Origin of the sequence: Marinimicrobium koreense, assembly GCF_003762925.1 — a bacterium.
GTDB classification, from domain to species: domain Bacteria; phylum Pseudomonadota; class Gammaproteobacteria; order Pseudomonadales; family Cellvibrionaceae; genus Marinimicrobium; species Marinimicrobium koreense.
Map to the genome: position 1 here is coordinate 1,456,004 of NZ_RJUK01000001.1, position 11,631 is coordinate 1,467,634.

Genomic DNA, 11,631 nt, shown 5'->3' on the forward strand with positions numbered 1-11,631 from the left:
TTCGCCCTCACCGGCAGGAGCCCCAACGGGACGAGCCTCGGCACAGACGAGCGAAACCCCGCCCTTGTTGAATTGGACGCCAACTGTACCTGTACTGGATGGTCGTTTACGAAATAAGCTCAACGGCTGGCCACCTGGGCTTCCCGAGTTATTGTTGACTGAGGCAATAAACATGCCTGAACGCTGGTATTATGACGCATCGCGCGCACTACGTCCCGGCGAACCGCACAATCGCCAAGAAAATCTCGCCTTGAAGACGCTTTATATTCCTTTTTGTTATAACCAGCGTCACGAGGCCCGGATCTTGCGCACAATAGTACACGAAATCGGCTGAAAACCAATGTTCCATATTGTTTTATTTGAACCGGAAATACCGCCTAACACCGGCAATATCATTCGTCTGGCAGCCAATACCGGCTGCCAACTGCACCTGATTGAGCCTCTGGGTTTCGTGCTCGATGACAAACGGCTACGCCGCGCGGGGCTGGACTACGGTGAATGGCAGTCCCTGAAAACCTATCCGGATTGGCCCAGCTTCCTGGAGCAGGCGCAACCGGCGCGACTGTTCGGGCTCAGCACCAAAGGCCACCGTTACCCGAGTGAAACGACGTTCGAAGCGGGGGACTACCTGCTGTTCGGGCCTGAAACCCGGGGACTGCCCGCGTCCATTCGGGACGAGCTGGGCCCGGACCACCTGCTGCGTATCCCCATGGTGGCCGACAGTCGCAGCATGAACCTTTCCAATGCGGTGTCCGTAGTGGCCTATGAGGCCTGGCGCCAATTGGGGTTTCCCGGCAGCCATCGCTGACGCCAACTCCAACAGGCTGGTATCATGCCCTGCTCAAAGGGCGCCAGCCTGATCCAGCATTCGTACCACAGTTGATTAGCAAGGGGACTCATGAGTCAAATCCAGATATTGGTGGGTAGTGTCACCGGTAATGCCGAAGGCATCGCCGAGCTCGCAGCCGAGGAGCTGCAACGCAAAGGCCACCAGATCAGCATCAACAACTTTGCTCAGGTGGAAGATCTGGTCCGAAGCCCCGATGAAATTTTACTCATCTGTACCTCCAACACCGGCGCCGGCGACCTGCCGGACAACCTGCAGCCACTGTACGTTCAGATGACCCGCGAGTATCCCGCCATTGCCGGGCGCCAGTACGGCCTGATCAATCTCGGCGACAGCAGCTACACCACCTTCGGTGAAGCCGGCCAAGCCATCGACGATGCATTCGCCGACCTCGGCGCGCAGCGAATCGGCGAGCCTCTGGTGCTGGACGCCTGCAGCGGCGACGACCCCGAAGAGTCCGCCCGGGAATGGCTTGAGCAGTGGGCGACGCTCCTGCCGGATGGAGCACCGTCATGAGCCGTGCCGCCATCGGGCTGTTTTATGGCAGCTCCACCTGCTACACCGAAATGGCGGGCGAAAAAATCCGCGCGGTACTGGGTGAAGACCGGGTGGATATGTTCAACATTGCCGATGAACCGGTCATCACCGCCCAGTTTTACGACTACCTGATTTTCGGCATCCCGACCTGGGATTACGGGGAGTTGCAGGAAGACTGGGAGGAGATCTGGGAAGAGCTGGCGGAGCTGGACCTGCGCGGTAAAGCGGTGGCGCTCTACGGACTGGGGGATCAGATCGGTTACCCCGAATGGTTTCTCGACGCCATGGGCTACCTGCACGCGCAACTGCTGGCCCGGGGCGCCCGCCCCTGCGGCTACTGGCCCCGGGAGGGCTACGAATTTGAGGCCTCTCAGGCACTCACCCCCGAGGGCGATCAATTTGTGGGGCTGGCACTGGATGAAGAGAATGAGTTCGATCTGACCGACGAGCGCATCGCACGCTGGTGCGAACAGATTACCCGGGAGTTCGGCCTGTGAGCGACGCCCCGGAGACCGGCACTCCGGGGCCGGATCAGAATCTGGAAACCGCTCACCTGCAATGGGATGAGGCGGGTCAGCCAATCTCCACCCGGTTCGCCGACGTGTATTTCTCCCGCACCGACGGACTGGCCGAAACTCGTCATGTCTTCCTGCACCACAACCATCTGGCCGAGCGCTTCCGGGCCCTGGAGCAACAGCCCGTGACTGAACGCCGTTTCGCCATTGGCGAAACCGGCTTCGGCTCGGGCCTCAATTTTCTGGCTGCCTGGCAACTCTGGCGGCAAACGGCCCCTGACGATGCCCGACTGCACTTTATCAGCGTGGACCGTTTTCCCCTGCAGCGAGACGACCTGCAACGGGCCCTGAGCCTGTGGCCCGAACTGAGGGCGCTCGCCAATGAACTGATCGATCAATACCCACCCACCGTGGGCCCGGCATTTCATCGGTTACACCTGGACCGTGGGCGAGTGATCCTGACACTGATATTTGATGATGCCCAGAGTGGCCTGGCCCAGCTACTGAGCAGCGATCACCCTGATTTCATCCACTCTGGCCCAGCCCTGGACGCCTGGTTTCTGGATGGCTTCGCACCGGCCAAGAATGCCGATATGTGGACTCCGGAACTGTTCACTACCCTGGCGCACCTGAGCCAGCCCGGCACCACCCTGGCCACCTTCACCGCCGCCGGAGTGGTTCGGCGCGGCCTTGCCGTCGCTGGTTTCACACCGGAAAAAGTGCCCGGTTTTGGCCGCAAGCGGGAAATGCTCACCGCTCAGTATTCAGAGCAGCAACCGGCGGCGGCACCCCCGACACCCGCCTCACAGGCCTCAGCCCCCCACCGCCTGAACCGCAAAAAACCCGCCCTGCCCTGGGCCCTGCCCTCCCATCCGGGGCTTGGGCCCGACGCGCCGCGTACAGCGCTGATTGTCGGGGCCGGATTGGCGGGCTGTCACAGCGCGCGGGCGCTGGCCGAACGGGGTTGGCAGGTGACCGTTCTGGAGCAACACCCCCGTGCCGCTCAGGAAGCCTCCGGCAACCCCCAGGGGCTGCTATACGCCAAACTTTCCCCCAAGAACTCGCCTCTGGCACGTTTCAATGTGCTGAGTCTGAGCTTCGCCCAGCGTTTTTATCGGCCCTACTGGCAAAACGGCGCCACGTGCGGATTACTGCAGGTCGCCACCACTGACAAAGAACGTCAACTACAGACCCAAATTGCCCAGTGTTATCAGGCGACACCGGAACTGGTCCGCCCGGTTGATGCCGCCGAAGTGGGCGAACTCGCCGGCCTGCCAGTCCCCCGGCCCGCCCTCTACTTTCCCCAAGCGGGTTGGTTGAGCCCGGCGACGCTGTGTGAAGCACTACTCGACCACCCCAATATCACTCTGGGGGGCGAGACCACGATCACCGAGCTCAGCCGGCAGGGAGAACTCTGGAGCGCCCGGGACCTGAACAACCGCGAGCACCGGGCCCGCATCGCGGTATTGGCAAACGCCCGGGCGGTGCGACGTTTTTCCCAAACCGCCGCCCTGCCCCTGAAGGCCATTCGCGGCCAGATTACCCAAGTGAACGCCACAGACCGGAGCCGGCAGCTGAAAGCGGCACTGTGTGGCGATGGCTACCTCGCTCCCTCAGACGGCGCCCACCACTGCCTTGGAGCCACGTTCAATCTGCACGACACCGATACGGCGATAACGGAACGGGATCAACAGCAGAATCTGGAACAACTGGCGCAATTTGGCCTCGAGATCGCCAACCTCTTTGCGGATCAACCATTGGCCTCACTCGGGGGACGCGTCGCGTTTCGCTGCACCACGCCGGACTATCTGCCCCTGGTGGGTCCCGCCCCGGACCGGGCCGCGTTTCTGGAGGACTTTGCGCCGCTACGCAAGGACGCCCGACTGAACCTTCCCCGTCCGGGGCGCTACCACGACGGTCTGTTCATCAATGTCGGCCACGGGTCCCGCGGGTTGTGCTACACCCCGCTGAGCGCCGAGCTGCTGGTCGCCCACATCGAACGGGAGCCCATGCCGCTGGACCGCGAGCTGATTCAGGCGCTGCACCCGGCGCGTTTTCTGATCCGGGATCTGATGCGCAACAAGATTTGATCCTTCAGCTCACCGAAAGCGGGACTCAAGGCTGGTCAGTGGACGCCGCTGGCTGCTCGGGGGCGGGCTCCGGCGGGTCACTGATGATCTGGGAGCCGCTACCACAGGAAATTACCGTGCGCATGGCCGCCTCGACACTGATGTGTGGCAGCAACTCCACACAGTCTTCGGTCAGGTGATAGACAAACCCCGACGAAGGAATCGGCGCCGTCGGCACATACACGGTGCAATCGCCATTGCTGTGCCGCGCCGTCACAATGGCGGTCACCGACACCGGGTTCTGACGCCCCATGATGTAGGCGCGGCACACCTGGCCACGCAGTAGCGAGGTATTGTTTTCACCGCCGAGAAACTGCATGACCACTTCCCGGATGGTGCTGTAACCGGGTGCAAAGCGCGTGAGCCACTGATCCACCCGGTTGTGTATCCAGCGGCCAATGCTGGTTTTGACCGCCAGGCCGATCAGGAAAAAGGCGCCCAGCACCAACACGATGCCGAGCAGGTCGGCCACCTGCTCGGCCAATGGCGCCCAACTGGCCAGCCAGGCGCTGATCGGGGCAATCACGGCGGTCACCAGCCCCAGCAGCCACTGCAGGATAAAGATGAAGATCGCAATGGGCAGCGCCACCATCAAGCCACCCAGTAGCGTCAATCCCACAAACGACTGCCAACGTTTCATAAATGCCTTCCCGTTGATTACCATAGAGCCCTCACTGTCCAGGACCACGCTTATGACACAATCTTCCGGTGCTTTCAACACGCTCATCCGCGGGTGCGGCCAGATGCTGTGGCTTACCGGTCTGATGATGTCCCTGGTCGCCTGCGCCGACACCGGCCCTCGCGACATTGTTCAGTACCAGTTCCAGATCGAGGCAGAGCAACCCCACGACCCCACCCTGTTTACCCAGGGATTACTCAAGCGTGGTTCACGGTTCTATGAAAGCGGGGGCCAATACGGCCAATCTCGCCTGGTCATCTATCAGGACAACGGTCGGCAGGTCGAGCGTGAACGGCCTCTGGCCGCACGCTACTTTGCCGAAGGGCTGACGGAACTGAACAATGAACTCTACCTGCTGACCTGGCGGGAAAAAACACTACTGGTTTACGACGCGGGCACACTTGAACCTCTGCGAGAGATGAGCTATTCCGGCGAGGGGTGGGGCCTGACCAATGACGGCGAACACCTGATCCGCTCCGACGGCAGCGCCCAGCTTTATTTCCATGCACCAGAGGACTTCAGCGTACAACGTCAAATCACCGTTACCGAAAACGGCAAGGCAGTCACACGCCTGAATGAACTGGAATACGTCGATGGCGCCATCTGGGCCAATATCTGGTATTCAGATCGCCTGATCCAGATTGATCCCGACAATGGCCGGGTGATCGGCTCTCTGGATCTGGCCGAGCTGGTACGCACAGCGCAGCCCGAGACGTCCGGAGCAGTGCTCAACGGTATCGCCTACGACGCCGAGCATAACCAGTTCTGGGTGACGGGAAAGCTGTGGCCTACACTTTATCGGCTCTCCTTGAGTCCCGAGCCCTAGTGGTCCCAAACCGCGGAAAGCCGCGTATAAAAAAAGCCGCACATTCTGCGCGGCTTTCTTATACGGCGTCATCGGTGAGCTCAGAGCCCAACGACATTATCCGCCTGAGGGCCTTTCTGGCCGTCTTTCACATCAAATTCCACGCGCTGGCCTTCTGCCAACGTCTTGAAGCCGGTACCGGTGATAGCACTGTAGTGCACAAACACATCCTGGCCGCCTTCCTGCTCAATAAAACCAAAACCTTTGGATTCGTTGAACCACTTAACAACACCTGTACTTCTGGACATAGTTTTAACCTTAACGTTTTGCTGAGTCGAATGAAATCCGCACCGGTACCACATGACTCCGAACGCGGGACAACCCGCTGGCACAGTTCACTTACTTATGACTGACAAAACGTGGTGCTAAAAACAGGCCTGAAGCGTGTACAAGACGACCTTGTTAGTACGACGGTGTAACCATAAATAATGCGGCGATTGGCCAGCAAAAATGACTATATACTCGTTGCAGAGCCCCTGTAAAGAGCCCACCGGTGCAACACCTTTACCCTGCCAGACAAAGCTGCAACAATAGCCTCACGACCTTTATGGAAGATGCCATGATCCGGATCAGCACCTCTGAAACCAACTGCAGCCACGACCCCCAGACCTCCTGCGGCACCTGTCGTCTGAACACTCTGTGCCTGCCGCTGAGCCTGCATCTGGATGACGTCGATCAGCTCAACCGGATCGTCCAACGCGGCCGCCCCCTTCACAAGGGCGAACATCTCTATCGAGCCGAAGACCCGTTCGACGCCTTGTTCGCAATCCGCTCCGGTGCGGTCAAGGCCTCCACCCTCAACGAACAGGGTGAAGAACAGGTCACCGGCTTCTACTTGCCCGGCGAACTGGTGGGCCTCGACGGCATCGCCGATAACCGGTATACCAACACCGTGGTCGCGCTGGAAACCTCGTCCATCTGTGAAATCCCCTTTGAACAGGTGGAGGATTTGAGCCTCAAAATCCCTTCTCTGCAGCGCAATGTCTTTCAACTGCTCAGCCGGGAGATCACCCAGGATCAGCAGCTGATCAGCCTGCTGAGCAAAAGCAGCGCTGAAGAGCGGGTAGCCACCCTGCTGCTGAGTCTCTCCAGCCGCCATCAGCGCCGCAAGCTGTCGCCCACCGCCTTCCGACTGCCCATGTCACGAACGGATATTGGTAACTTTCTCGGGCTGACCATCGAGACCATCAGCCGGGTGTTCAGTCGCCTGCAGCAGCAGAAAGTGCTGTCTGTCGACAAAAAAGAAATCCATATTCTGGATATGGAGCAACTGCGCCAACTGGCCAGCCAGCGCCACTGACACCGTTTGCCGATCAACCCCACAGGACTGACTCGCCCCATGCCCGATTCACAGACCCGACTCGATCAGACTCTGGCCGCGTTCGACGCCGCCAACGCCGAAGACCCGAACCGGGAAACGGATCAGGGGGAGAGCCACCCCAAAGAGTGGCTGTACGGCCGACGCATGACCGAAACTCTCAACGTCTTCTGTCCGGATGCTTCGGAACCCCTGCAACTGGCCGCGCGCTGCCAGCACATTCGCCGCTGGGAGAGTCCACGCAGCGACTACCCCGACGGCCGGGCCGGTTATAAAAAGTGGCGCAGCCAGCTCGCCCTGCACCACGGCCGGGTGGCCGGTCAGATCATGGCTGAGCACGGCTACGATGAAGAGACCATCCGCCGGGTGCAGGATATGCTGATCAAACGCAACCTCAAGCGCGATCCGGAGGTGCAGACTCTGGAGGATGTGATCTGCCTGGTTTTTCTCAGTCACTACCTGGAAGACTTCGCCCAGAAGCACAATGAGGAAAAGCTGATCGATATCATCCAGAAGACCTGGAACAAGATGTCGGAGAAGGGCCATGAGGCGGCACTGAAGCTGCCGTTGTCGGAGCCGATGGGGCGTCTGATTCACAAGGCGCTGGGTGCATAAAAGGCCGCAACCCCGCCAAACCCACCTTAAAATTTGCTACAATTGCCGGTTTTGCAAAACCGGTGAACATTTCATGGCAGCGATTACCCTCTACGGCATCAAAAACTGCGACACCGTCAAGAAAGCCCGCCGTTGGCTGGACGACCAGGGCGTGGACTACCGGTTTCACGATCTACGCTCCGACGGGCTGACCGAAGCCCAAGTCACCGGCTGGCTGAGCGAGCTGGGAATGGACCTGGTGAACAAACGCAGTACCAGCTGGAAAGCGCTGGACGAAGCCACCCGGGAGCAAATGACCGCTGACAATGCGGCTGCGGTGATTCTCGAGAACCCCACCCTGATCAAGCGTCCGCTGCTTGATACCGGGGATGCCCGCCACGTGGGGTTCAAGGCAGACGATTACACCGCCTGGTTGGCCCACTGAGCGGGCCTCTCGCACTGCATCGCGTTTCTTTCAATTTCCGTATTAACGTAATGACCCACAGGACATGACCATGACTCAACTGTACAGCCTCGGCCTTGGTGTCGGCACCCAGAATCTGAACAACGAGTGGTTGGAAGTTTTCTACCCTCAGCCTCTGCTCAACCCGGCCGAGGCCACCGCTTCCGCCGTGGCCCAGGCGCTGAACTATCAGGGCGGCAACCAAGTGATCGAGCTGGACGTCGACAAGATGCAGGGCCTGGCTGAGGCGCTTGAGCAGGCCGGAGACGATGCCCAGGCGGCCATTGCCCGCTCCTTCATTCACAGCAAGCGTCCGCTGGTCGCGACGCTGCTGGCCGAAGACAGCGCGCCGAAGTCGGTGCCCGAGGGTTACCTGAAGCTGCACCTGATTTCCCATCGACTGGTCAAACCTCACGGTACCGACCTGACCGGTCTGTTTGGTTGCCTGCCCAACGTTGCCTGGACCAATCAGGGCGCGGTGGATCTGGACGAACTGCCGGAGCGTCAACTCCAGGCCCGCTTGGCTGGTGATCTGCTGGAAGTGGCCTGCGTGGACAAGTTCCCGAAAATGACCAATTACGTGGTGCCCAAAGGCGTGCGGATTGCCCACACCGCCCGGGTTCGCCTGGGTGCCTACCTGGGTGAAGGTACCACCATCATGCACGAAGGCTTTGTGAACTTTAATGCGGGCACTGCCGGCCCCGGCATGATCGAAGGTCGTATCTCCGCTGGCGTGTTTGTCGAGTCCGGCTCCGATCTCGGCGGCGGCAGCTCGACCATGGGCACCCTGTCCGGCGGCGGCAACATCATCATTTCCATCGGCAAGGAGTGCCTGTTGGGCGCCAATGCCGGCACGGGCATTCCGTTGGGCGATCGCTGCACCATCGAATCCGGTCTGTACATCACCGCGGGCACCAAGGTGGTAGTCCTGGACGATCAGGGCAATGAGGTGAACACCGTCAAAGCCCGGGAACTGGCCAACCAGTCCGGCCTGTTGTTCCGTCGCAACTCCCTGACCGGTCGGGTCGAATGTGTGACCAACAAGACCGCGGTGCAGTTGAACGAGTCGTTGCACGTTAACAATTAAGTTAGGTTAGGTTACGGCGGATGCGCGCAAAGCGCTTATCCGCCCTACGCAAACCACGGCAATATCCGTGGGGCGGATCGGTCCGACGCCTCGGAGGCCAAAGGCCGCATCCGCCGTTCCCAAAAGCCGCATCCGCCGACACCCCAAGAGACCTGCTATGACCCCCACACTCCAACTCGCCCACGACCTGATCCGCCGTCGCTCGGTCACCCCCGACGACGCCGGCTGTCAGGACCTGATGATCCAGCGCCTGGAGGCCATCGGCTTTCAGGTGGAACGGTTGCGGTTTGAAGAGGTGGACAACTTCTGGGCCACCCGGGGCACCGACGGGCCACTGCTGGCCTTTGCCGGGCACACCGATGTGGTGCCCACCGGCCCGGAGGGTCAGTGGCAACACCCCCCGTTCGAACCGGTGATCGAAAACGGCATGCTGTACGGTCGGGGCGCGGCGGATATGAAAGGCTCTCTGGCCTCCATGGTTGTGGCCTGCGAGCAATTTGTGGCAGAGCATCCAGATCATCAGGGCCGGATCGGTTTTCTGATCACCAGCGATGAGGAAGGCCCCTCGGTGAACGGCACTGTGAAAGTGGTGGAGTGGCTGGAAGCCCGCCAGGAGAAAATCGACTGGTGCATCGTGGGTGAGCCCTCCAGTACCGACCGGGTGGGCGATGTGATCAAGAACGGTCGCCGGGGTTCCCTTGGTGGCATCCTGCGAGTCAAAGGCGTTCAGGGGCATGTGGCCTACCCTCACCTGGCCGACAACCCGATTCACAAAGCCGCCCCGGCGCTCGCCGAGCTGGCGGCACAGGAGTGGGATCAGGGCAACGAATTCTTTCCCGCCACCAGCTTCCAGATTTCCAATATCAACGGCGGCACCGGGGCCACCAATGTGATCCCCGGCGACGTCGAAGTGGTGTTCAATTTCCGCTTTTCCACGGAAGTGACCGAAACGCAGTTGCGTGAACGCACCGAAACGATCCTGAATAAACACCAACTGGATTACGAGCTCGACTGGAAACTCAGTGGTCAACCCTTCCTGACCGCCGAGGGCGAGCTGGTCGACGCCGTCGTCAAAGCGGTAGAACAGCACACCGGGCAGAAGCCGATACTCTCCACCGCCGGCGGCACCTCGGATGGGCGTTTTATCGCACCTACCGGGGCCCAGGTGGTCGAACTCGGTCCGCGCAATGACACCATTCACAAGGTGGACGAGTGTGTTAAAGCGGAAGATCTGGACACCCTGACCGCGCTCTATCAGAGCACGCTCAAACGGTTGCTCATCCGCTAAAGTCGATCACCTGCTGGAGACCGAGAGGGTACTGTGCAGAATTATTTTCGTTTTATCGCCCAGTCCTGGCCACTGTTGGCGTTTGGGTTTATCAGTATTTTCTGGGGTAACTTCGGGCAGTCGTTTTTCATCAGCTGGTACGGTACGCCCATTCAGGAGTCTCTGGGGCTGTCCGCCGGTCGGTACGGGTCCCTGTATTCCATTGCCACACTGACCAGCGGCCTGCTGATCATGGTGTTCGGGGGGCTGATTGACCGGCTGCCGTTGCGTTTCTTTGCCTCCCTCTCCGCCGTCGGGCTCACGCTCGCGGGCATCGTGATGGCGCTGGCCTATCACCCGTTGCTGTTGCTGCTCGGCCTGTTTCTGCTGCGTTTTTGCGGCCAGGGGCTGCTGCCCCACACCGCACAGACCACCATGGCGCGCTATTTCGACCGGGACCGGGGCAAGGCACTGAGCGTATCGGCCAGCGGCGTACCGGTCGGCGAGGTGATTCTTCCCATTGCGGCGGTGGCGCTGATTACCCTGATCGGCTGGCGGGGCAGCTGGGGCGTCATCGCCCTGCTGACCGTAGTGGTTTACATTCCCCTGATGCTCTGGCTGCTCAAGCAGGCCCCGGTGGATACCCGCAGCCGCCCCGCCACCGCGGACGCTGAGGTACTCAAACGCAGCGCCGGACGCCGGGACATGCTCAAGGATTACCGGTTCTGGCTGGCTCTGCCCACGGTGCTGGGCGGTCCGTTTATGGTGACCGGCATTTTCATCCAGCAGGGTTTTATTCTGGCCGAGAAAGACTGGTCGGCCGCCTGGCTGGCCAGTTGCTTCATCATCTATGGTGTCACCCACTGGGTGGCGCAACTGGTCACCGGCATTCTGATTGACCGCTTCAGCGCCCAGACGGTACTGCGTTTCGTCCTGGTCCCGCTGACCGGGGCGGTATTTGTCCTGGCATACCTGGAAGGCAACTGGGTGGCGCCGCCGTTCATGATGCTGTTGGCCATGACCATTGGCTCCGGCAGTCCCGTGGGGGGCGCGCTCTGGGCCGAGGTGTACGGTACTGCCAAGCTCGGCTCCATCCGCTCCCTGATGAGCTCCCTGATGATCATCTCTACCGCCATCTCACCCTTTCTGTTCGGAGTGCTGATCGACCGGGATCTGACCGCCCTTCAGATTTTCAGCGGCACCGGCTGGGTACTCATTGCCGCCCTGATTCTGGTGCAGTTTTCCTATAAGCCGCAGCAGACAAAACAGTAAGACTTTCCGGATCTCTCGACTCTTGGCATCATGGGTCCTCCACGAATAAAGGAAGGCC

Annotated in this window: 13 protein-coding genes; 11 read left to right on the top strand and 2 right to left on the bottom strand. The window is 60.4% G+C overall.

What is annotated here, in order from left to right; all coding sequences use genetic code 11:
- Nucleotides 1–340: 340 nt before the first annotated feature.
- The 4 genes from trmL to mnmC all read left to right on the top strand — a co-directional run bounded on the left by trmL (nucleotide 341) and on the right by mnmC (nucleotide 3,989).
- Nucleotides 341–808: a tRNA (uridine(34)/cytosine(34)/5-carboxymethylaminomethyluridine(34)-2'-O)-methyltransferase TrmL gene (gene trmL / locus EDC38_RS06360; protein ID WP_123637777.1), complete on the top strand. Its 468-nt coding sequence runs from the start codon at nucleotides 341–343 to the stop codon at nucleotides 806–808.
- A 90-nt stretch (nucleotides 809–898) separates the two neighbouring features.
- Nucleotides 899–1,363, top strand: coding sequence for a flavodoxin domain-containing protein (locus EDC38_RS06365; RefSeq protein WP_123637778.1), 465 nt, complete (start codon nucleotides 899–901; stop codon nucleotides 1,361–1,363).
- The gene (gene fldB, locus EDC38_RS06370) at nucleotides 1,360–1,881 is read left to right on the top strand and encodes a flavodoxin FldB (protein WP_123637779.1); all 522 of its coding nucleotides are present in this window, start codon (nucleotides 1,360–1,362) and stop codon (nucleotides 1,879–1,881) included. Before EDC38_RS06365 ends, fldB begins: the two co-directional genes overlap by 4 nt.
- Nucleotides 1,878–3,989, top strand: a complete 2,112-nt coding sequence (gene mnmC, locus EDC38_RS06375) for a bifunctional tRNA (5-methylaminomethyl-2-thiouridine)(34)-methyltransferase MnmC2/FAD-dependent 5-carboxymethylaminomethyl-2-thiouridine(34) oxidoreductase MnmC1 (protein WP_123637780.1) — start codon at nucleotides 1,878–1,880, stop codon at nucleotides 3,987–3,989. The genes fldB and mnmC overlap by 4 nt, the downstream gene beginning before the upstream one ends.
- Before the next feature lie 25 nt (nucleotides 3,990–4,014).
- Here the strand turns inward: mnmC and EDC38_RS06380 are convergent, their stop codons facing one another.
- Nucleotides 4,015–4,668: a DUF502 domain-containing protein gene (locus EDC38_RS06380; RefSeq protein ID WP_123637781.1), complete on the bottom strand. Its 654-nt coding sequence runs from the start codon at nucleotides 4,666–4,668 to the stop codon at nucleotides 4,015–4,017.
- 52 nt (nucleotides 4,669–4,720) lie between these two features.
- On the opposite strand from EDC38_RS06380, the gene EDC38_RS06385 reads away from it, so the two are divergent.
- Complete coding sequence (locus tag EDC38_RS06385) at nucleotides 4,721–5,533, top strand: glutaminyl-peptide cyclotransferase (RefSeq protein WP_170162865.1); 813 nt, start codon at nucleotides 4,721–4,723, stop codon at nucleotides 5,531–5,533.
- 80 nt (nucleotides 5,534–5,613) lie between these two features.
- Here the strand turns inward: EDC38_RS06385 and EDC38_RS06390 are convergent, their stop codons facing one another.
- On the bottom strand, nucleotides 5,614–5,820 hold the full coding sequence (locus tag EDC38_RS06390; RefSeq protein ID WP_024460685.1) for a cold-shock protein: 207 nt from the start codon (nucleotides 5,818–5,820) through the stop codon (nucleotides 5,614–5,616).
- Nucleotides 5,821–6,131: 311 nt separating this feature from the next.
- On the opposite strand from EDC38_RS06390, the gene fnr reads away from it, so the two are divergent.
- From fnr to EDC38_RS06420, 6 genes are all read left to right on the top strand, one after another.
- A complete protein-coding gene (gene fnr, locus EDC38_RS06395; protein WP_246004352.1) occupies nucleotides 6,132–6,872 on the top strand; it encodes a fumarate/nitrate reduction transcriptional regulator Fnr in 741 nt (246 codons plus the stop codon).
- 39 nt (nucleotides 6,873–6,911) lie between these two features.
- Nucleotides 6,912–7,505: a DUF4202 domain-containing protein gene (locus EDC38_RS06400; RefSeq protein ID WP_123637784.1), complete on the top strand. Its 594-nt coding sequence runs from the start codon at nucleotides 6,912–6,914 to the stop codon at nucleotides 7,503–7,505.
- 73 nt (nucleotides 7,506–7,578) lie between these two features.
- The gene (locus tag EDC38_RS06405; protein WP_123637785.1) at nucleotides 7,579–7,929 is read left to right on the top strand and encodes an ArsC family reductase; all 351 of its coding nucleotides are present in this window, start codon (nucleotides 7,579–7,581) and stop codon (nucleotides 7,927–7,929) included.
- A 70-nt stretch (nucleotides 7,930–7,999) separates the two neighbouring features.
- Nucleotides 8,000–9,034 carry a 2,3,4,5-tetrahydropyridine-2,6-dicarboxylate N-succinyltransferase gene (gene dapD / locus EDC38_RS06410; RefSeq protein WP_123637786.1) on the top strand — a complete coding sequence of 345 codons (1,035 nt, stop codon included), beginning with the start codon at nucleotides 8,000–8,002 and terminating at the stop codon, nucleotides 9,032–9,034.
- A 157-nt stretch (nucleotides 9,035–9,191) separates the two neighbouring features.
- On the top strand, nucleotides 9,192–10,322 hold the full coding sequence (dapE, locus tag EDC38_RS06415; protein WP_123637787.1) for a succinyl-diaminopimelate desuccinylase: 1,131 nt from the start codon (nucleotides 9,192–9,194) through the stop codon (nucleotides 10,320–10,322).
- Between the two features lie 33 nt (nucleotides 10,323–10,355).
- Entirely contained in the window at nucleotides 10,356–11,573 is a 1,218-nt protein-coding gene (locus tag EDC38_RS06420; protein WP_123637788.1) for an MFS transporter, read from the top strand.
- Nucleotides 11,574–11,631 lie beyond the last annotated feature (58 nt).